This window comes from Cellulosimicrobium cellulans, from assembly GCF_024124905.1.
Taxonomy (GTDB): domain Bacteria; phylum Actinomycetota; class Actinomycetes; order Actinomycetales; family Cellulomonadaceae; genus Cellulosimicrobium; species Cellulosimicrobium cellulans_G.
The window spans coordinates 193,495-212,046 of sequence record NZ_JAMXST010000003.1 but is presented as its reverse complement, the minus strand read 5'-3'; the positions used below and the strand labels follow the sequence as shown (position 1 = coordinate 212,046).

General features: G+C 73.9%; 19 protein-coding genes. 5 read left to right on the top strand and 14 right to left on the bottom strand.

Going from position 1 to position 18,552, the window contains the following annotated elements:
* Positions 1-88 precede the first annotated feature (88 nt).
* Positions 89-1,597, bottom strand: coding sequence for an MFS transporter (locus tag NHH00_RS09665; RefSeq protein WP_253051635.1), 1,509 nt, complete (start codon positions 1,595-1,597; stop codon positions 89-91).
* A gap of 82 nt (positions 1,598-1,679) precedes the next feature.
* Between NHH00_RS09665 and NHH00_RS09660 the strand changes: the two genes are divergently transcribed.
* Positions 1,680-2,222: a winged helix-turn-helix transcriptional regulator gene (locus tag NHH00_RS09660; protein ID WP_253051634.1), complete on the top strand. Its 543-nt coding sequence runs from the start codon at positions 1,680-1,682 to the stop codon at positions 2,220-2,222.
* A 10-nt stretch (positions 2,223-2,232) separates the two neighbouring features.
* Here NHH00_RS09660 and NHH00_RS09655 read toward each other — a convergent pair whose 3' ends face one another.
* The 11 genes from NHH00_RS09655 to NHH00_RS09605 all read right to left on the bottom strand — a co-directional run bounded on the left by NHH00_RS09655 (position 2,233) and on the right by NHH00_RS09605 (position 12,730).
* A complete protein-coding gene (locus tag NHH00_RS09655) occupies positions 2,233-2,874 on the bottom strand; it encodes a hypothetical protein (protein WP_253051633.1) in 642 nt (213 codons plus the stop codon).
* 55 nt (positions 2,875-2,929) lie between these two features.
* Positions 2,930-3,859 (bottom strand): WXG100 family type VII secretion target, encoded by a 930-nt coding sequence (locus tag NHH00_RS09650; RefSeq protein ID WP_253051632.1) that lies wholly within the window; start codon positions 3,857-3,859, stop codon positions 2,930-2,932.
* A 127-nt stretch (positions 3,860-3,986) separates the two neighbouring features.
* Positions 3,987-4,298 (bottom strand): hypothetical protein, encoded by a 312-nt coding sequence (locus NHH00_RS09645; protein WP_253051631.1) that lies wholly within the window; start codon positions 4,296-4,298, stop codon positions 3,987-3,989.
* Between the two features lie 93 nt (positions 4,299-4,391).
* Complete coding sequence (locus NHH00_RS09640; RefSeq protein WP_253051630.1) at positions 4,392-5,432, bottom strand: sugar phosphate isomerase/epimerase family protein; 1,041 nt, start codon at positions 5,430-5,432, stop codon at positions 4,392-4,394.
* Positions 5,429-6,646, bottom strand: a complete 1,218-nt coding sequence (locus tag NHH00_RS09635; protein WP_253051629.1) for a dihydrodipicolinate synthase family protein — start codon at positions 6,644-6,646, stop codon at positions 5,429-5,431. Before NHH00_RS09635 ends, NHH00_RS09640 begins: the two co-directional genes overlap by 4 nt.
* Positions 6,643-7,851, bottom strand: coding sequence for a Gfo/Idh/MocA family protein (locus NHH00_RS09630; RefSeq protein WP_253051628.1), 1,209 nt, complete (start codon positions 7,849-7,851; stop codon positions 6,643-6,645). The genes NHH00_RS09635 and NHH00_RS09630 overlap by 4 nt, the downstream gene beginning before the upstream one ends.
* Before the next feature lie 8 nt (positions 7,852-7,859).
* Complete coding sequence (locus NHH00_RS09625) at positions 7,860-8,642, bottom strand: ABC transporter ATP-binding protein (RefSeq protein WP_253051627.1); 783 nt, start codon at positions 8,640-8,642, stop codon at positions 7,860-7,862.
* Complete coding sequence (locus tag NHH00_RS09620) at positions 8,635-9,393, bottom strand: ABC transporter ATP-binding protein (protein WP_253051626.1); 759 nt, start codon at positions 9,391-9,393, stop codon at positions 8,635-8,637. Before NHH00_RS09620 ends, NHH00_RS09625 begins: the two co-directional genes overlap by 8 nt.
* Positions 9,390-10,616, bottom strand: a complete 1,227-nt coding sequence (locus NHH00_RS09615; protein ID WP_253051625.1) for a branched-chain amino acid ABC transporter permease — start codon at positions 10,614-10,616, stop codon at positions 9,390-9,392. Before NHH00_RS09615 ends, NHH00_RS09620 begins: the two co-directional genes overlap by 4 nt.
* Positions 10,600-11,484 carry a branched-chain amino acid ABC transporter permease gene (locus NHH00_RS09610; protein WP_047230871.1) on the bottom strand — a complete coding sequence of 295 codons (885 nt, stop codon included), beginning with the start codon at positions 11,482-11,484 and terminating at the stop codon, positions 10,600-10,602. Before NHH00_RS09610 ends, NHH00_RS09615 begins: the two co-directional genes overlap by 17 nt.
* A 7-nt stretch (positions 11,485-11,491) precedes the next feature.
* Positions 11,492-12,730, bottom strand: coding sequence for an amino acid ABC transporter substrate-binding protein (locus NHH00_RS09605; RefSeq protein ID WP_253051624.1), 1,239 nt, complete (start codon positions 12,728-12,730; stop codon positions 11,492-11,494).
* A gap of 217 nt (positions 12,731-12,947) precedes the next feature.
* On the opposite strand from NHH00_RS09605, the gene NHH00_RS09600 reads away from it, so the two are divergent.
* Positions 12,948-14,012 (top strand): LacI family DNA-binding transcriptional regulator, encoded by a 1,065-nt coding sequence (locus tag NHH00_RS09600; protein WP_253051623.1) that lies wholly within the window; start codon positions 12,948-12,950, stop codon positions 14,010-14,012.
* Positions 14,013-14,081: 69 nt separating this feature from the next.
* Here the strand turns inward: NHH00_RS09600 and NHH00_RS09595 are convergent, their stop codons facing one another.
* Positions 14,082-14,930 carry a class I SAM-dependent methyltransferase gene (locus tag NHH00_RS09595; protein WP_253051622.1) on the bottom strand — a complete coding sequence of 283 codons (849 nt, stop codon included), beginning with the start codon at positions 14,928-14,930 and terminating at the stop codon, positions 14,082-14,084.
* Positions 14,931-15,120: 190 nt separating this feature from the next.
* On the opposite strand from NHH00_RS09595, the gene NHH00_RS09590 reads away from it, so the two are divergent.
* Genes NHH00_RS09590 through NHH00_RS09580 form a run of 3 tightly spaced genes read left to right on the top strand, consistent with a single transcriptional unit; the run spans position 15,121 to position 17,704 of the window.
* A complete protein-coding gene (locus NHH00_RS09590; protein WP_253051621.1) occupies positions 15,121-16,125 on the top strand; it encodes a WXG100 family type VII secretion target in 1,005 nt (334 codons plus the stop codon).
* Positions 16,122-16,937 (top strand): hypothetical protein, encoded by an 816-nt coding sequence (locus NHH00_RS09585; RefSeq protein ID WP_253051620.1) that lies wholly within the window; start codon positions 16,122-16,124, stop codon positions 16,935-16,937. The genes NHH00_RS09590 and NHH00_RS09585 overlap by 4 nt, the downstream gene beginning before the upstream one ends.
* Positions 16,934-17,704, top strand: coding sequence for a hypothetical protein (locus tag NHH00_RS09580; RefSeq protein WP_253051619.1), 771 nt, complete (start codon positions 16,934-16,936; stop codon positions 17,702-17,704). Before NHH00_RS09585 ends, NHH00_RS09580 begins: the two co-directional genes overlap by 4 nt.
* Positions 17,705-17,730: 26 nt before the next feature.
* Here NHH00_RS09580 and idi read toward each other — a convergent pair whose 3' ends face one another.
* Positions 17,731-18,327: an isopentenyl-diphosphate Delta-isomerase gene (idi, locus tag NHH00_RS09575; protein WP_253051618.1), complete on the bottom strand. Its 597-nt coding sequence runs from the start codon at positions 18,325-18,327 to the stop codon at positions 17,731-17,733.
* Positions 18,328-18,552 lie beyond the last annotated feature (225 nt).

Here is an 18,552-nt window from a genome sequence, read left to right as displayed (position 1 = left end):
GCCCGCGGGCTTCTCGCTGCCCGCGCCCTGCGCTGCGTGCACGAGACAGTCGCGTCCGGCACGTCCGGACGCGACTGTTCTCCTGCGCTCAACGGGTGACCGGGGCCGGGGCGGGCTCCGGGAGGGCGGCCTCGGCGACCGGGGTCGCGGCGGCGGCGGGACCGGCCGGCTCGACGACGGGCCGACGGCGGCGCAGCGCTCCCATCGCGACTGCCGCGAGGGCGAACGCCGCGACCGGGACCCACAGCGCGGTGTGGAACGCGGCGAGGCCCGCCTCCGGCCCCGTCGCGTCGCCGAGGGCGAGGACGCTGACGGCCGTCGCCGCGGAGATGCCGATCGCCGCGCCGAGCTGGAACGCCGTGTTGAGCACCCCGCCGGCCACGCCCTGCTCCGCGTCGGTCACGCCCGTGGTCGCCGCGATGGCGATCGGCCCGTAGACCAGTGCGAACGCGACCCCGACGAACGCCATCGACGGGACCATGACGGCGTACGTCCAGTCGAGCCCCGACGCGAGGAACCACGCCGCCGCGAGCGTCCCGGCGACGAGACCGCCGACGATCACGCGCGGCACCCCGAAGCGCTCCACGAGGCGCGGTGTGAGCACGGGCGCGAGGACGACGTCGATCGCCATGAGGAGCATCGCGAGCCCGGTCTGCAGCGGTGTCCAGCCCCGCAGCTCCTGCAGGTAGAGGGTGAGGAGCACCTGGAACCCGTAGAACCCGCCCGCGAAGAGCACCGCCGTCACGTTCGCCCGCACGAGCTCGGTCGACCGGAAGAGCCGCAGCGGGAGGAGCGGGTGCGGCGCCCGGCGCTGCCGGGCGACGAACGCCGCGAGGAGCACGGCACCGCCGCCGAGCGCGGCGACCGTCCACGCGAGCCCCTCGCCCGGGTGCTCGAGGCGCACGATGCCGACGGCGAGCAGGACCATGGCGCTCGTCGCCAGGACGGCACCGAGGACGTCGAGCGCGCCGCGGACGCGGCCCGTCGGGTCGCGCGGGACCGTGACGAGGGCCAGCGCGAGGAGCACGACGGCGAGCAGCACCGGGGCGAAGAACACCCACCGCCAGTGGATCGCGGCCAGGAGCCCGCCCACGACGAGCCCGAGCGAGAAGCCCGCGGCGCCCGCCGCGCCGTACACGACGAGCGCGCGGTTGCGGCGCGGCCCCTCGGCGAACGACGTCGTGATGAGCGACATCCCGGCGGGCGTGAGGAAGCCGGCCGCCACGCCCGTGACGAAGCGTGACAGCAGGAGCATCCAGCCGTCGGTCGCGAACCCGCCGAGCCCGGAGAACACGAGGAAGACGAGCAGCCAGAGGACGAACATCCGGCGTCGGCCGTAGAGGTCGGCCGCGCGCCCGCCGAGGAGCATGAACCCGCCGTACCCGACGACGTACGCCGTCACGACCCCGCCCAGCTCGCCGGTCGCGAGCCCCAGGTCGGCGCGGATCCCGGGGAGCGCGACGGACAGCATCGCGATGTCGCTGCCCTCCAGGAAGATCGCCCCGCACAGCACGAGGAGCAGCCCCCAGTCCCGGAGGCTGAAGCGTTCCGCCGCTCGTGCTCGCTCACGACTGCGGCTCGTCGTCCCGTCGGTCATGCCCGTCCCCTTCCTCCTGAGTACCGCTCGGTACTCGGTTACCTCTTGATACCGAGCCCATCGTGGGTCAGGATCAGGAGGCATGGAAGACGGCACATTCGACTCACCAGGTATCACCGTGGATACCGTGGCGGCGCGCGGACGGACCGCGGACGGGCACGAGGCTGCTCGCGCGGGCGCGCCCGACGACGCCCCGACCTCCGAGGACCGTCACGGCTGCCCACCGGCAAAGTGGGAGAGCGACGTCGAGGTCTGGCAGTGGGACGCGCGCGAGGACTGCGAGGTGCGGCAGATCCTCGACCGCATCGCGGACAAGTGGTCGCTGCTCGCCATCGCGCTGCTCGACCGGCGGGTCATGCGGTTCACCGAGCTCAAGCGGGAGATCGACGGGATCAGCCAGCGCATGCTGTCGCGCACGCTGCGCCAGCTCGAGCGCGACGGCATCGTCGAGCGCACGGTCTACCCGACCGTCCCGCCGCGCGTCGACTACGCCCTCACCGAGATGGGGCGCTCCCTCCACGCGACGACGAAGGCGCTCGTCGTGTGGACCGAGGCGCACCAGGAGCGCATCGCCGCCGCGCGCAGCGCCTACGACGAGCGCGAGGCGTCGCTCCAGGACCTCTGAGGGCCGCAGGTCACGCGACCGCGGTCGCGAGCACGCCGAACGTCGGGTCGGGCGTGATGGGGGACGGTGCGGGCTCGTCGCCGGCCGGACCGCTCGTCATCTCCCACGTCCCGTCGCTCTCGACGCGGACGGCGGCGGTGCGGGCCCCGGACGCGTCGACGACCTTGACGCTCCCCCCGAACGGCCGCCCCGGGAGCTGCGCGAACGCGGCCCGGACGAACCGCGACGCGGCCTCGGGCAGAGGGTCGCCCATCTGGAGCGGCCGCACGTGCCAGATGCCGAACGGGCGCGGCTCGAGCACGACCGCACCGCCCTGCGCACCGACGAGCAGCGCGGCGTTGGTGCGCTCGTCCGCGATCGCCGCCGCCTCCACCCACTCGGTCGCGGTCGTGAGGACGCGCGTGAGCGGGACGACGTTGCCGACGGGCGCGAGCACCTCGCCCTCGACACGCGCGAGGCGCCGCACGACGAGCGAGCTGAGCCCCGCCGCGAGGAGGGGGGAGTCGGCGGGCACGTCGGGGAGGCGCAGGTTCTCGCGCGTCCTCGTGGCGGCGGGTCCCTCGTTGAGCGACAGGAGCACGAGCAGCTCCGGCCCCGTGAGCTCGATGAGCCCGTCGTCCGGACGGCTCGCCGCCTCGGTCTGCGTGGTCATCGGTCGTCCCTCTCCTCGTGCGGACCGCGGCCGCGGTCCGGCGCGTGGGCCGCGGTCACCACGGCCATACCTTCTTCAGCGTCTCGGTCGCCCCGTCGACGAAGTCCCCGCCCGCGTCCCACACGTCGCCGGCGAGGTCGGCGGCACCGTCGGCGAGGTCGCCCCCACGATCCCACAACCAGCCCGCGCCGTCGGCGATGCGCTTCGTCACGGGGACGTCGCCGGAGAGCAGGGTCGCGACGCCCCACACGGCTCCCGCACCCGCGATCGCCCAACCGACCGGGTTGCTCGCGAGGAAGATCGCCGCGCCGATGCCGGCGGCGCCGAGACCCGCGGTGATGACGCCGTCCGTCCCCTTGAACCCGTCGCCCTCCGCGAAGCCCTCCCACGCCTGCACCGAGCCGCTGTACACCGAGTAGCCGTCGAACAGGAACCCGGCGCCCTTGAGCACCTTGCCGGCGGACGCGAGGTTGTCCGCGAGCCCCGCCACGTTGAGCGGGTCGTCGAGCTTGTTCATCGCCGCCCAGGCGTCGACTCCCTGGGACGCGACCCAGTTGAGCACGCCGCCCTGGGTCATGTCCGTCGTGAGCCACGACGGCGGGACCAGCCAGTCCGGCGGACCGCCGTCGCCACCCTGGGTCACCGGATCGCCTGGCCCACCCGGAGAACCCGGTCCGCCGGGCCCACCGGGGCCGCCCGGCCCGCCCGCGCCACCGTCGCGGCTCGTCGCGTCCTGCTGCTCGGCGTTGCCGCGCAGGACGTCGGCGGCGTCCGTGAGCAGCGCGGCGGTGCCCGTCAGGCTCGGCCGCAGGGTCGACGTCCACGCGGTGCGGAACTCGGCGGCGTCGGAGCCCTCCCAGCCCGCTCGGCCCACGGCCGTCTCGATCGCCGCCGCGGCCAGCTCCAGGGCCTGCGCGCCGTCCGCCACACGGCCCGCGAGCGAGCGCAGGGCCTCGACGTCGGCCCCGTACATCCCGCTGCTCATTCCTCGCCCCTCTGCGCTCTCACCCGCACCCCCCGCACGCTCCCGGGTCGGTCACGCCGTGCCGGCGCCGCCGACAGGGTACGGAGGCGGAGCGGGAGACGTCGATGGTGACCGGTCCCCATGCCCGTCAGGACGGGCGCACGCCGCGGCGGCGGTCGTCGGCCACGAGCGCGCGGTACCGGCGCCACTGCCGGACGGCGAACCGGCCGAGGAACACGCAGGCCAGCACGCCGACGGCCACCCAGCCCCAGGGGAACGGGTCGCCCGCGTGGTAGCTGCGGAAGCCCTCCGTCCAGCCGTACACCTGGGCGCGGTACCAGCCCAGCACGAAGACCGCGACGACGGCGGGAGGGACGACGGCGGCGAAGGTCAGGAACCACGCGTACGTGCGCGCCTGCTTCGTGTCGCCCACGAACCGCGTCCGCGCCGCCCCGTCCATCCGTCCACCTCCGTGCTCGGGCCTCCGGGCACCCTACCCGGCGCCGGCCGACCGGCCGAGGCGTTCGCGCCCCGGCCCGTCGGCCAGCGTCCGTCAGCGCGCGAGGTGGGGCTCGACGAGCTCGACGTACCGGCGGGCGAGCGTCGCCACGACGTCGGCGCCGGGCGCGGCCCAGACGTCGGCGTGGAAGATCTCGACCTCGACGTCACCGGCGTAGCCCGCCGCCGCCACCGAGCGCGTGAACGCGGCGAAGTCGACGTGGCCGTCGCCCATCATGCCGCGGCCGAGCAGCGTGTCCGCGGGCAGGGGCGTGATCCAGTCGCACACCTGGTAGCTGACGATCCGGCCCGCGGCGCCCGCCCGCGCGATCTGCTCGTGCACCTTGGGCTCCCACCACAGGTGGTAGGTGTCGACGACGACGCCCACCTCCGCGGGCGCGAACGGCTCGGCGAGGTCGAGGGCCTGCTCGAGCGTCGAGACGACGCCGCGGTCCGCCGCGAAGATCGGGTTCATGGGCTCGATACCGAGGGTCACGCCCGCGTCACGCGCGGCCGGGACGAGCGCGGCGATCGCGTCCGCCGCGCGTGCCCGGGCACCGATCAGGTCGCGGTCGCCGTCGGGCAGCCCGCCCGGGACGAGGACGAGCGTCGGCGCGCCGAGGGCCGCCGTCTCCGCGATCGCGGCGAGGTTGCTCGCGTGGGCCGCGGCGCGCGCGTCCGGGTCGCTCGCGGTGAAGAACCCGCCGCGGCACACGGACGACACCCGCAGCCCGGCGTCGCGCACCCACCGCACCGCGGTGTCGAGCCCGACGTCGGCGACGGGTTCACGCCAGACCCCGATGGCCGGGAGCCCCGCGGCGACGCAGCCGTCGATCGCCTCGCGCAGCGACCACCGCGCCGTCGTCCGCTGGTTCAGGGACAGCCGCGCGAGCCGAGGATCACCGACCCCCGGCGTCCCGACCCGCGCGCGGACCCCGCTGGGCACGTCCACGTCACCCACCGCTCCGCCGAGCAGGTGGTCCTGGTCCGTCGCGCCACCAGGACGAGCCGAGACCACCTGGTCGGCGCGCAGGATCGCCTGGTCGGCGGAAGACCGGGGGACGGAGGACGGGAACTCCGAGATCTCGGTGCTCATGCGACCACCTCGGCGACCTCGGCGGGCGCGCCCGCGATCTCGCCACGGTCGATGCCCGCCGTTGCGAGGACGAGGCCGAGGCGGTGCGCGGCGAGGTCCGGGTCCGGCAGGAGGCGCGCCTCGTTCGCGAGCTCGAAGGCGCGCGCGAGGTGCACGACGCTCCGGGCGGACTGCAGGCCTCCGACCATCGTGAAGCCGGGCTGGTGTCCCGCGAGCCACGCGAGGAACGCGATGCCGGTCTTGTAGTAGTACGTCGGCGCCTCGAAGACGTGGCGCGAGAGCGCGAGCGTCGGCGCCATCTCGGCGTCGTAGCGGTCGAGGTCGCCGTCGTCGAGGGCGGTCAGCGCGGCCGAGGCGGCGGGGGCCACGGCCGCGAACGCGCCGAGCAGCGCGTCGGAGTGCCGCTCGCCGTCGCCCCGGATCAGCTCCGGGTAGTGGAAGTCGTCGCCGGTGTACAACCGGACGCCGTCGGGAAGTACGGCGCGCAGACCGACCTCGTGCGCCGCCGAGAGCAGCGACACCTTGACCCCGTCGACCTTCGCGGCGTGCGCCCGGACGAGGTCGACGAACGTCGCGGTCGCGGTGTCGACGTCCCCGGACCCCCAGTAGCCGCGCAGGTTCGGGTCGAACGCCTCGCCGAGCCAGTGCAGGACGACCGGCTCGCGCACCTGGGACAAGATCGCGTCGTACACGCGCAGGTAGTCGTCGGCCGACGTCGCGACGCGCGCGAGGTGCCGCGACGCCATGAGGATGACCTGCGACCCCGTGCCCTCGACGAACGCGACCTGCTCCGCGTACGCGCCGATCACGTCGTCGACCGTCCGCAGGTCGTCGGGCGACCGGTGGTCCGTCCCCGCGCCCGACGCGATGCGCGCGCCCAGCTCCCGCGCCTGGGCGGCGCTGCGCGACACGAGCTCCTGGACCGCGGGCCAGTCGAGGCCCATGTTCCGCTGCGCGGTGTCCATCGCCTCGGCGACGCCCAGGCCGTACCGGAACAGGTGCCGCCGGAACGCGAGGGTCGAGTCCCAGTCGACGACGGCCGGCGCGCCGGGCACGTTCTCGCCCCGCGGGTCCGCGACGACGTGCGCCGCCGCGAACGCGACGCGCGACGCGTACGGGCCGGGGTGGTCCGCCCACTCCCGGGGCGCGCGCAGCTCGACGAGCCGCGCGCCGCCGTCGGGCAGCGGGATCCGCACCCCGCCCGGCGCGCTCATGCCCCCACTCCGGACGCGGCGCCCAGCTCCACCCGACGCCCCTCGCGCGACGACGTGTACCCCGCGTCCACGAGGCGCAGGCCGCGCACGCCCGCGTCGAAGTCGTACGGGTGCGGTCGCCCGGCGTGGACGTCGCGCAGGAACTCCTCCCACTGCGCGCGGAACCCGTTGACGAACTCCTGGTTGTCCGGGATCTGCTCCCACTGTGCGCGGAAGTCCTGGTCGGTCGGCAGGTCCGGGTTCCACACCGGCTTCGGCGTGCGGGCGCGCGGCTGGATGCGGCACCCGAACAGACCCGCGACCGCGGACCCGTGCGTGCCGTCGACCTGGAACTCGACGAGCTCGCCCCGGTCCACGCGCACCGCCCACGACGAGTTCACCTGCGCGAGGATCGGGCCGTCCGCCCCGGCGAGCTCGAAGATCCCGTACGCCGCGTCGTCCGCCGTCGCGGCGTAGGGCTTGCCGTGCTCGTCCCAGCGCTCGGGGATGTGGGTCACGGCCTTCGCCATGACCGCCTCGACCGGGCCGAACAGGTTCTCCAGCACGTAGTTCCAGTGGCAGAACATGTCGAGGACCATCCCGCCGCCGTCCTCGGCGCGGTAGTTCCAGCTCGGGCGCTGCGCGGGCTGCCAGTCGCCCTCGAACACCCAGTACCCGAACTCGCCGCGGACGGACAGGATGCGGCCGAAGAACACGCCGTCGATCAGCCGCTTGAGCTTGAGCAGGCCGGGCAGGTACAGCTTGTCGTGCACGACGCCGTGGATCACCCCGGCCGCGCGCGCCGCCTCCGCGAGCTCCTCGCCCTCCGCGACCGACTCCGCGATCGGCTTCTCCGTGTACACGTGCTTGCCCGCCGCGATCGCCTTGAGGATCGCCTTGGTCCGCTCGGACGTCACCTGCGCGTCGAAGTAGATCGTGGCCGTGTCGTTCGCGAGCGCCGCGTCGAGGTCGGTCGTGTACTCGGCGACGCCGTGTCGCGCGGCGAGCTCGGCGAGCTTGGCGCGGTTGCGGCCCACGAGCACGGGCTCCACCTGGAGGCGCGTGCCGTCGTCGAGCTCGACGCCGCCGTCGTCCCGGATCGCGAGGATCGAGCGGACGAGGTGCTGGCGGTACCCCATGCGCCCGGTCACGCCGTTCATGACGATGCGCACGGTGCGGGTGGTCGGTCGGTCGCCCCCTGCGGCGTCCGTGGTCTGGCTGGTCATGCGGGCGGTCATCCGTTCTGCGAGAGCGAGCGCTCGGCGGGCCGGCCGCCGAGGTAGAGCTCGGAGAGCTGGGGGTCGGCGAGGAGCTCGGGCGCGGGGCCGGTGATGTGCACGCGGCCGAGGTCGAGCACGCACCCGATGTCGGCCGTCTCGAGCGCGCGGCGCGCGTTCTGCTCGACGAGCAGCACCGCGACGCCGGCGTCGCGCATGCGCACGACCTGCTCGAACACGGTCGACGTCGTCTTGGGGTCGAGGCCCATCGACGGCTCGTCGAGCAGCACGACCTCGGGGCTCACCATGAGCGAGCGCGCGAACTCGACCTGCTTCTGCTGCCCGCCGGACAGCAGGCCGGCGAGCTGCTTCCACCGCTCGCCCACGATGGGGAAGAGGTTCTGCACGAACGCCACGCGCTCCGCGATCTTCTGCTTGTCGCGGAGCGTGTACGCGCCGAGCAGCACGTTCTCCGCGACCGTCATCTCGCGGAACACGCTGTGCCCCTGGAGCACGTGCGCGAGCCCGGACTGCAGCATCTCCTGCGGCCCCTGGCCGGTGACGTCGCGCCCGCCGACGAGGATGCGGCCCGAGCGCGGCTTGAGCAGCCCGCTCGCGACCTTGAGCACCGTCGACTTGCCCGCGCCGTTGGGCCCGACGAGGCACACGACCGTCGACGCGGGGACCTTGATGGTCAGCCCGCGCAGCACCATCGCGGCGCGGCCGTACCCGGCCTGGACGTCGTCCAGCTCGAGGAGGTACTCCTGCTTCGCCCCCGTCCCGGGGGTCGGGTCAGACACCAAGGTAGGCCTCCAGCACTCGCGGGTCGGCTTGCACGACGGCGGGGGTCCCTTCGGCGATGGGCCGTCCCCGGTCGAACACGATGACGTGGTGGGACAGGCTCATGACCATGTCCATGTTGTGCTCGACGACGAGGAACGTCTTGCCCTCGGCGTTGAGCTCCTGCACGAGCGTCCCGATGCGGCCGATGAGCGCCGGGTTCACGCCGCCCGCCGGCTCGTCGAGCATGATCGTGTCCGGGTCGCCCATGAGGACGCCCGCGAGCTCGAGGAGCTTCTGCTGCCCGTAGGACAGGTTGCGCGCCTCGACGCTCTCCAGGTGGTCGATGCCGACGCGCACGAGCAGCGCGCGCGCCTTGTCGATCTCCTCGGGGTTGCGCGCCCCGGCCAGCAGCTCGCGCACCCGTGTGCGGCGGACCGCGACGAGCATGTTCTCGAGGACGGTCATGCGCGGGAACACGCGGCAGAGCTGGAAGCTGCGCCCGATCCCGGCGCGCGCGATCTTGTGCGGCGCGCGCCGCGTGATGTCCTCGCCGCGGAACGTGACCGTGCCGGAGTCCGGCTTGATCATGCCCGTCACGCAGTTGAAGAACGTCGTCTTGCCCGAGCCGTTCGGGCCGATGAGCGCGTTGATCTTGCCGTGCTGGAACGTGACCGTCGCGTCGCGGACGGCGTGGACGCCGCCGAACGACTTGGTGAGGCCGACGGTCTCGAGGTTGCGGGTCGTCTGCGCGGTGGTCGTCGTCGTCATCGGTCCTCCTCCGGGCCCGTCCGAGGGGCCGCGTCGCCGTCGCCGTCCGGCGGGACGACGGCGGTGGTGGGTCCTGCGGTCGGCTCGCCCTCGGCCGGGGCGGCGGCCGCGCGGTTGCGCTCGAGGAGCTCGGCCGCGGTCATCTCGCGGATCGAGGAGTCCTGCGGGCCGAAGCGCTTGAAGAGGGCCTGGGCCGCGGGGATGATCCCGTCCGGCATGAAGAGGACGACGACGCCGAGCAGCAGGGCGGTGGCGACGAGGTGGAACTGCGTGTCGCCGAACTCGAGCTTGAAGTACTCCAGGCCCGTGCCGACGACGACGGCGCCCAGCAGCGGGCCGAAGAGGTGCCGGACGCCGCCGAACAGCGCCATGAGCACCATGTACGAGCCGAGCATGATGGAGAACTGGAAGATCGGGTCGAGGTCGCCGAACCACAGGGCGTACATGCCGCCCGCGAGGCCGGTGAACGTCGCCGAGACGACGTACGCGACGAGCTTGTAGTTGCGCGTCGGGACGCCGAGCGCCTGGGCCTTGTCCTCGTCCTCGCGGATCGCCTTGAGCCCGGTGCCGAACCGCGAGCGGTCGATCGCCCACCACGCGACGAGCATGACGACGAGCAGCGCGGCGAACAGGTAGAAGAACGTGCGGTGGTGCTCGGGCCGCAGCAGGTCGGGGAACGGGCGCGGGACGACGAGGCCGTCGGACCCGCCCGTGAAGGACCCCCACGCCTGGAAGACGAGCAGCAGGATCAGCACGAACGAGATCGACACGATGACGAACGACGCGCCGCGCACGCGCAGCGCCGCGATCCCGACGGGGATGGTGATGAGCAGGACGAGCGCGCCCGCGACGAGCCACGCGGCGAAGCTCGGGAGCCCGAGGTCGCGGATCAGCAGGCCCGTGCCGTAGGCACCGAGCCCGAAGAACGCGGCGTGCCCGAGCGAGACGTACCCCGTGAAGCCGCCCATGAAGTTCCAGGCGGTCGCGGTGCACGCATAGCTGAGGACGACGATGCCGGCCGACAGGATGTACGCGTTGGGCGCCATCGTGGGGAAGGCCAGGACGAGCACGGCCAGGACGACGAGCACGGCGAGGCGGACGACGCGGCCCCAGGGGCGGCGTGCGGGAGGTGCGGCGGCAGCGGCGGCCGAGCCCGCGCCGTCGGGCACCGGGCTGGCGGCCGCACGGCGGCTCGCGGGTCGGGTGTCAGAAGCGTTGGGCAAGGCGACCTCCGAAGAATCCCTGGGGCCGCAGCATCAGCGTCGCGAACAGCGCGACGTAGAAGATGGTCTGCGCCCACGTGGTGCCGAGCGGCACCTGGAGCAGGCTCTGGCCGATGCCGAGCACCATGGCGGCGATCGCGGCGCCCGGGATGGACCCCAGGCCGCCGACGACGATGATGGCCATGAGTGGGCCGATCCAGTGCCAGTGCAGCGACGGGTAGATCGTCGCGTCGAGCGACAGCGCGGTCCCGCCGATGGCGGCGGTCGCGAGGCCGAGGCCGAAGCCGTAGCCCGCGACGCGGTCGGTCTTGATGCCGACGAGCTGCGCGGCCTCGCGGTGCTGGATCGTCGCGCGCAGGGCCTGGCCGAACCGGCTGTGCTTCATGAGCAGGTACAGCAGCGCGAGGGACAGCGCCGCGAGCCCGAAGGCCACGAGCTTCACGACGGCGATCCGCGCCCCGAAGAACTCGATGCTCGCGCCCGAGTACGGGAGCTGGATGCGCCGCTGCGTGCCGCTCCAGACGAAGCCGATCATGCCCTCGATGAAGAGCGCGACGGCGAACGTGAGGAGGACGGACATCATCGTGAGCGTCGCGGGCCGCAGGCGCGTGATGAGCAGGCGCTGCATGCCCACGCCGACGAGGAAGAACAGCGGCACCGTGACGACGAGCGACAGCAGCGGGTCCATGCCGGTCTGCTGGTTGAAGAACCAGGCGAGGTACGCGGCGAGGATGAGGAACGCCGAGTGGGCGATCATCACGACGCGCATCACGCCGAAGTACAGGGTGAGGCCCGCTGCCAGGAGGGCGTAGAGCCCTCCCAGCAGCACGCCGAGCACGAGGCTCTGGAAGAGGAGCGTTCCTGTCACGAGGTGATCACCAGGCCGGCTTGGGGAAGACGAAGTCGGCTTCCTTGGCGTCCTGCGGCAGGACGATCTGGATCTCGCCGTCCACGTACTGCTGGATGAGGTGGGCGCCCTGCGGCTTGCCCGTCTCGTCCCAGGTCAGCGGCCCGACGACGGTCTCGACCTCGTTGCTGCGCAGCCACGAGATGAGCTCCTGCTGGCACTCGCCCTGCTCGGCGCACCCGACGGCCTCGACCGCGGCGGCGACGACCTGGCCGGTCGTGTACGCGTTGGCCTCGTCCTCGCCGGGCGGGTTGCCGTGCAGCTCCGTGTACCGCTCGACGAAGTCGACGTTGGACGGCCAGCTCGCGGTCTCGGTGTAGCCGGTGGGCGAGAGGATGCCCTCGGTCTTGGCGCCGATCGCCGCCGAGAACTCGGGGTTGGTCGGCGCGGTGGAGAACGCCGCGAGCGTCGGCTGGTAGTTGAGCTGCTGGAGGGCGACGATGAGGTTCACCGCGTCCTGGTACTGCGTGCCGCCGATGACCATGTCCGCACCCGAGTCGTTGATCTTCGCGGCGATCGAGGAGAAGTCGGTGGTGTTGGGCGGGTAGACCTCGTCGACGACGATCTCGAGCCCGGCGTCCGCGAGCTTGTCGCGCAGGCCGTAGGCCGTGCCCTGGGCGAAGGGGTCGTCCATGGCCGCGACGGCGACGGTCTGCGGGCGCTCGCCCTCGGGCATGTCGAGGATGTGGTCCGCGAGGTAGTTGTAGTGGTCGTCGGCGACGGCGGGGGCGGCGTAGAAGAGGTTCTCGAAGCCCTGCTCGAAGACCTCGTTCGCGGCGCCGGCGGGCTCGACGAAGAGCATCCCGTACTCCTCGGCGACGCGGGCGCTCGGCACGACGAGGCGCGTGGAGAACGGCCCGAACACGAGGTCGACCTCGTCCTGGGCGATGAGCGCCTCGTAGTCCTGCACGACGCGGTCCGCGTTGGACTGGTCGTCGAGGATCTTGAGCTCGACCTGCCGCCCGAGGAGGCCCCCGTCCTCGTTGACGAACTGCGCCCAGGCCTCGTAGCCGCGCTGGACGCCCTTGCCGGGCTCGGAGAAGTCGCCGGTGAGCGGGAGGGAGATACCGATGACGATCGGGTCGTCGGACCCGCCGCCTCCGCCCTCGCCGTCGGACCCGCCGGAGCACGCCGTGAGGACGAGCGCCGTCGCGGACACGCCGGCCGCGAGGGCGAGCGCGCGGCGTGAGCGGGGGCGGGTGGACATCCGTGGAGTCGACCGAGAATGCATGGACGTGACTCTCCCTACTTCGTCGTAGTGAAGACCTGAGGCCGTACTGCTCCGTACGAGACTGCTGCATTGCGAAAGCGCTTTCGTAAGCGCTTCCGCTAGAGTACGGTGCGGACAGCGGATGTGGCAAGCGTCACGTCGGGGAGGGCCTTCGGGCCACCGACCGGGCGACGCACGGACGAGCGGAGCAGGGGTGCGTCGAGAGAGTCGGACCACGAAGGGTCGCAGCGCGCTGCGGCTGGTCGACGTCGCCGAGCGCGCGGGCGTGTCCCTCGCGACCGCGTCGCGCGCGCTGTCGGGCAGCGACGGCGTCTCGGAGGTGCTCGCGGAGCACGTCCGCGAGGTCGCCACGGAGATGGGCTACATCGCCAACCCGCACGCGCGCACGCTCGCCGGGGGCACGACGTCGGTCGCCGGCCTGCTCGTCTACGAGATCGGCGACCCGTACTTCTCCGAGATCGCGAGCGGCGTCGTGCGCGTCGCGACCGAGCACGGCTGGAGCGTGCAGATCAGCCACACCGAGCGCGAGCCCAGCGCCGAGGTCACGCAGATCCGCCTCATGCGCGCGCACCGCGTGGGCGCGATCCTCGTCGCCGGGTCCGGGTACGTCGAGCCCGCGATGGAGGCCGACGCCGCGCGCGAGCTCGAGGCGTTCCAGGAGTCCGGGGGGCGCGTCGTCGTCATCGGGCGGCACCACCTGCACAGCGACGCGGTGCTCCCCGACAGCGAGGCGGCGGCCGCGAGCCTCACCGACCACGTCCTCGGTCTGGGCCACCGGCGCCTCGCCGTCGCGGCCGGGCCCGAGCGGCTCACGACCGTCGCGGACCGCATGGCCGGCATCCGGAGCGCGGTCGCGGCCCAGGGCCTCGACCCCGACGACCTGTTCGTCGTGCACGCGCCGTTCACGCGCGAGGGCGGCCGGGACGCCACGCAGCGCATCCTCGCCCAGCGCCCCGACACCACCGCGATCCTCGCGCTCAACGACGCCATGGCCACGGGCGTGCTGTCCCTGCTGCGCGAGCGCGGCGTCGTCGTGCCGCGCGACATGTCCGTCACCGGGTTCGACGACATCCAGGTCGCCCAGGACCTCGCGCCCGCGCTGACCACGGTGCGCCTCCCGATGAGCGAGATGGGGGCGACGGCGTTCGAGCTCGCGCTCCGGCCGCCGTCGGGCCGCCCGCGCCGCAAGCGCACCGACCACGAGCTCGTGGTCCGCGACTCGACGGCCCCGCCCCGCCCCGGCCCGCTGTGGGCATGAGACGGGCCCGGTTCTGCGGCGAGAACCGGGCCCGTCTCATGCCCACAGCGATGGGGTGGGGCGGGGGCGTCAGAAGGGCTTGCGCGCCACGACGAGGAAGCGCGGGGCCTCGTCGACGAACTCGTGGCCCGCGGCGAGGTGCAGGTGCAGGGCGCGCAGCGGCGCCTCGTACCGGGCGACCGCCTCGGGTGCGAGCGACGCCAGGTCCGGCACCTGCCACGCCATGAGCTTGAGGTACCAGAGCAGCGAGGACAGGTCACGGAACCGGCGCAGGCCCTCGTGCTCGCGCGCGACGTCGACGACGAACCCCGCGTCCCGCAGCACCTCCACCGCCGCGGCGAGCGTCACGGAGTCCGGGTCCCACGGGAGCTCGGTGCCGAGCGCGGTGTTGAGGCGCAGGCCGTCGCGCGAGTCGACCTGCTGGGTGAGGAACACGCCGCCGGGCTCCAGCACGCGCAGCACCTCGTCGGGGTCGAACTCCTCGTGCCGGTCGAGCACGACCGCGAACTGGCCGTCGAAGAACGGCAGGAGCTGCTCCTCGTCGCCCTCGACCGCCCGGACGTCGACGCCCAGGGGCTCCAGCCGGCGTCGGGCCACCGGCAGGTTGGGCGCCCAGCCCTCGGTCGCCGCCGACCCGGCGGGCAGCGGGCCCAGCGTGGACAGCAGCTCGCCGCCGCCGGTCCCGAGGTCGAGCACCGGGCCGCGCCCGCTGCCGACCAGCTCGCGCGCGAGCGCGGCGTAGTCCCACGGCAGCGCGTCCTCGACGACGCGGTCTGCCACGGGCGAGAGGTCGAACCCGACCACGGGCACGGCGCGGGCCCACGCCACGTGCTCCTCGAACGAGGCGTCCCGGGCGGGGACGGGCACGTCGGCCGCCCGGTCGGAGGTGGCGGGGGTGTCGGGGACCGCGGCAGGCATGCGTCGATTGTCACCCGTGCGGGTGCCGTCGCCGAACATGCGCGCCGGGCCCGTCGCGCGCCCACGGGGAGCCCTCCCCGTCGCCGCGGGGCAGGTGCGCGCGGTAACCTCCGCGATGCCCGTTTCGCGCGTTCCGTGACAGGCGGCGCGCGGCGAGGACACCGATCGACCAGCGAGGGGACCAGACGACGTGAGCGGGATGTGGGGCGCCGACGTCACCGAGCTGAGGAGGCTCGCGCAGTCGCTGCGCTCCGCCTCCGACCAGCTCGTGAGCACGACGTCCGAGGTCAGCGGACTCGTGGAGGCCGCCGGCCGGTGGCAGGGCGGCGACGCCGACCAGTTCCGGGGCGAGTGGACCGGGTCCTCGGTGGCGCTCCTGCGCGGGGTGAGCCAGACGCTCGCCGAGGCGTCGCAGGCGGTGCTGCGCAACGCCGACGAGCAGTACCTGACGAGCACCGAGGGCGGCGCCATCCCGTCCCCCGGCGTGCCCGGCCCGGGCGTGCCCACGGGCCCCGGCGGCGGGCCGCTCGGTGGCGGGACCACGCTCGCCGGGTCGATCTGGGACGTCGGGGAGACCCTCGGGGAGTCGACGATGTTCGTCCTCGACGGGCTGAAGGCCTGGAAGGTCGGCCAGTCCCTCACCGCGTTCCTGCAGGCCAGCCGCCTCGCCGACCTGTCCGACGCCGCCGCGAGCGCGTCGGTCTTCGCGCGCGGCATGGTCCTCGACGACGCGATGGGGCTCCTCGGCGGCCTCGGGACCGCAGGCCGGCTCGCGGGCGGCGTCGGCGGCCTGTTCGGCGTCATCGGCGGCTTCAACCAGATGTTCAACACCGAGTACGACGGCGTCCGGGGCGGCGTCGACCGCGTCATGGGAGGCCTGTCGGTCGTGGGCGGCGCGGGGACGATGCTCATGATGGCGGGCATGCTCACCAACCCGGTGGGCATCGGGATCGTGGTGGGCGCGGGCGTCGTCGCGGGCGCCTGGGCGCTGGGGAACCTCGTCGTCGACAACTGGGACGCGATCTCCGGGTTCGCGACCAACCCCGGCCCGTACCTCGCGGACGGGTGGAACACCGTGACCGACTTCGCGGGCGACGCGGTCGATACGATCGGGGACGTCGCGTCCGACGTCGGGGACGCGATCGGCGACGGTCTCTCCGCCGCCGGTGACTTCGTCGGAGGGCTCTTCTCGTGACCCAGCAGACCATGCGGTGGTCCGCGTCGGACGTCGCCGCGGCCGAGCGCGCGCTGGAGCGAGCGACCCCGGGCGAGGTCACGCACGTCGTGACGCTCACCGACGAGGAGATCGTCATCCTCGACGGCCTCCAGAACCCCCAGCTCGTGGCGGTCCCGTGGCTCGACGCGCAGGAGGGCGCGGACCGCACGCTCGTGGGCCGCGTCGCGCTCCGCTCGCTCCTCGCGCGCGGCATGGTCGTGCCGAGCGAGGACGCGGCCCCGGCCGAGCCCGTGGACGGCCGGCCGGCCGTCGGCATCGAGGCCGTCCCGGAGATCACGGGTCCGCTCGTCCTGCGCCGCACGGCGCACGCGATCCTGTCCGTCGAGCGCACGACGTCGATCGGCCGGCACTGGGTGTACGTCTACCTCCACGAGGACGACCGCGTGCTGGAGGAGGAGGTCGCCCCGAGCGGCCACCACGCGTTCAGCGTCTACCCGCTGTCCGAGCTCGCGGGCCGGCTCGCGGTCTTCGTCGACCCGGGCTCGAAGGCCCTGCTCGACGGGCGCTCCCAGACGTTCACGCCCGACGAGTTCGCCGCCCGGGCGCCGAGCCTGCCGGAGCTCGCGGACGCGCTGGCCGTGACGACGCTCGGCGCCGTGCGCGCGGGTTCCGACGTCCTGGAGCAGGTGAGCGTCTACGCGACGCCCGACGGCGTGTACACGGTCCGGGGCGGCGAGCACAGGGCCGACGGCGCGCCGACCTCGCTCACCCTCTCCGAGGTCGGGGCGGCCACGGTCCGTCGTCTCCCGCTCGAGCTGCTCGGTCGATGAGCGGGCCGACGGCACCGCCCGCGACCGACGTGCGCGCGACGCGCAAGGTCAGGCACCACGCGGCGCGGTCGGGCCTCGGCAGGGTCCGGCACGTGTCGGCGGCGACGCCGAACGCCCCGGCGTGGGCGGTGACGGTGGTCGTGGTGCTCGTGTTCTCCGTCGGGCCGGCGCTCGTGGGGAACGCCGGACCCGCCGCGATCGGCTACCTCCTGCCGTCGTTCGCGGCGATCGCCGCCGTGATCCTCTGGTTCCTCGGGTCCGAGAAGCTGGTCGTGCTCGACCACGGGATCCTCGTCGGCTCGTTCGCCCCGTTCCTGCGCCCGGTCGCGGTGCCCTTCGCGGCCCTCGACGTCCGGACCGTGCGCGCCGCCGTCGCGAGCCCGCGCACCCTCGGCCTGCTGCTCACCGACCGCGGCGTGTCGACGGCGTCGCGCACCGTGCTCTGGTCGCGCCGCGCCGTGACCTTCGTGGGGGTCGCGCCGAGCCAGCTCCGGCAGGCGCGCGCGCGGGGGCTGCACGTCGACCTCGCGACCGCGACGGCCGTCGACCTCTGGGTCTTCTCGGCCCGCGACCCGCGTCGCCAGGAGCAGGTCGTCCGCGCGCTGGGCGACGCCGCGCGCGCGGCCGGGGTGCCGGGCGCCGAGCAGGTCGAGGCGCTCGCGCTGCCCGCGCAGCCGGTACAGGTCTCGCCCCAGGGAGCGGACCGGCTCGCGGTCCCGGAGCGGCTGCGCAGCGCCCGGGCGCGACACCCGCAGACGACGCGCTGAGCGTCTCGCGGACGGTCGACCGGGCGTCAGGCCGAGGAAGGCCCGAACGCCGCGGCGAGGAGCGCCGTCGGGCCGTCGCCCTCGGTGCTCGCGGCGCCGAGAGCGGCGACCTGGAGCACCATCCACGGGCTGAAGGCCCACGGGGTCGCGGCGACCGCGCGCGCGACGTCGCGCGGGTCCGCCCAGGCGGTCTCCATGACCTCGTCGGGGTTCGGCTCGACCGTGCCCGCCGCGCGCGCCGCGTAGACCGGGCAGATCTCGTTCTCCACGACGCCGGACGCGTCGACCGCGCGGTAGCGGAAGCCCGGCACCGCGACCTCGAGGCCCGCGATCTCCAGCCCGAGCTCGTGCCGCCCGTGGCGGACGATCGACTCCTCGGTGGTCTCGGTCCAGCGCGGGTGCCCGCAGAAGGAGTTGGTCCACACGCCCGGCCACGTGCGCTTCCCGAGCGCGCGCCGCGTGAGCAGGAGGCGGCCCGCGTCGTCGAGCACGTAGCAGGAGAAGGCGAGGTGGAGGGGCGTCTCGGTCGTGTGGACCGCGGCGCGCTCGAAGGTGCCGGTTCGGCGACCCTGGTCGTCGACGGTGACGACGTGGTCGGCGGCGACGGGGACGTGCGAGGTCATGCGGCCACTCTCGCACACGCCGGACCTGCACGGGGAAACGCTGTCAGGAGTCTGCGGGACCCCGCGGCGAGGCCCCGGGGAGGACGGCGGGCGAGGCTCGGCCGTGAGGGGAGTCACCCCGACGTCGCGCCCCACCGTCTTGCCGGGCCCACCCTGGCGTGAATTAAGGTGAGGGTAACCTCACTAGGCCACCACCGACCGGGCACGCGCCCCCGAGCAGATCCG

Excerpts from the sequence above, each read along its gene's own strand:
- NHH00_RS09665 (WP_253051635.1), bottom strand. The coding sequence starts at position 1,597 with ATGACCGACGGGACGACGAGCCGCAGTCGTGAGCGAGCACGAGCGGCG.
- NHH00_RS09660 (WP_253051634.1), top strand. The coding sequence starts at position 1,680 with ATGGAAGACGGCACATTCGACTCACCAGGTATCACCGTGGATACCGTG.
- NHH00_RS09655 (WP_253051633.1), bottom strand. The coding sequence starts at position 2,874 with ATGACCACGCAGACCGAGGCGGCGAGCCGTCCGGACGACGGGCTCATC.
- NHH00_RS09650 (WP_253051632.1), bottom strand. The coding sequence starts at position 3,859 with ATGAGCAGCGGGATGTACGGGGCCGACGTCGAGGCCCTGCGCTCGCTC.
- NHH00_RS09645 (WP_253051631.1), bottom strand. The coding sequence starts at position 4,298 with ATGGACGGGGCGGCGCGGACGCGGTTCGTGGGCGACACGAAGCAGGCG.
- NHH00_RS09640 (WP_253051630.1), bottom strand. The coding sequence starts at position 5,432 with ATGAGCACCGAGATCTCGGAGTTCCCGTCCTCCGTCCCCCGGTCTTCC.
- NHH00_RS09635 (WP_253051629.1), bottom strand. The coding sequence starts at position 6,646 with ATGAGCGCGCCGGGCGGGGTGCGGATCCCGCTGCCCGACGGCGGCGCG.
- NHH00_RS09630 (WP_253051628.1), bottom strand. The coding sequence starts at position 7,851 with ATGACCAGCCAGACCACGGACGCCGCAGGGGGCGACCGACCGACCACC.
- NHH00_RS09620 (WP_253051626.1), bottom strand. The coding sequence starts at position 9,393 with ATGACGACGACGACCACCGCGCAGACGACCCGCAACCTCGAGACCGTC.
- NHH00_RS09605 (WP_253051624.1), bottom strand. The coding sequence starts at position 12,730 with ATGTCCACCCGCCCCCGCTCACGCCGCGCGCTCGCCCTCGCGGCCGGC.
- NHH00_RS09595 (WP_253051622.1), bottom strand. The coding sequence starts at position 14,930 with ATGCCTGCCGCGGTCCCCGACACCCCCGCCACCTCCGACCGGGCGGCC.
- NHH00_RS09580 (WP_253051619.1), top strand. The coding sequence starts at position 16,934 with ATGAGCGGGCCGACGGCACCGCCCGCGACCGACGTGCGCGCGACGCGC.
- idi (WP_253051618.1), bottom strand. The coding sequence starts at position 18,327 with ATGACCTCGCACGTCCCCGTCGCCGCCGACCACGTCGTCACCGTCGAC.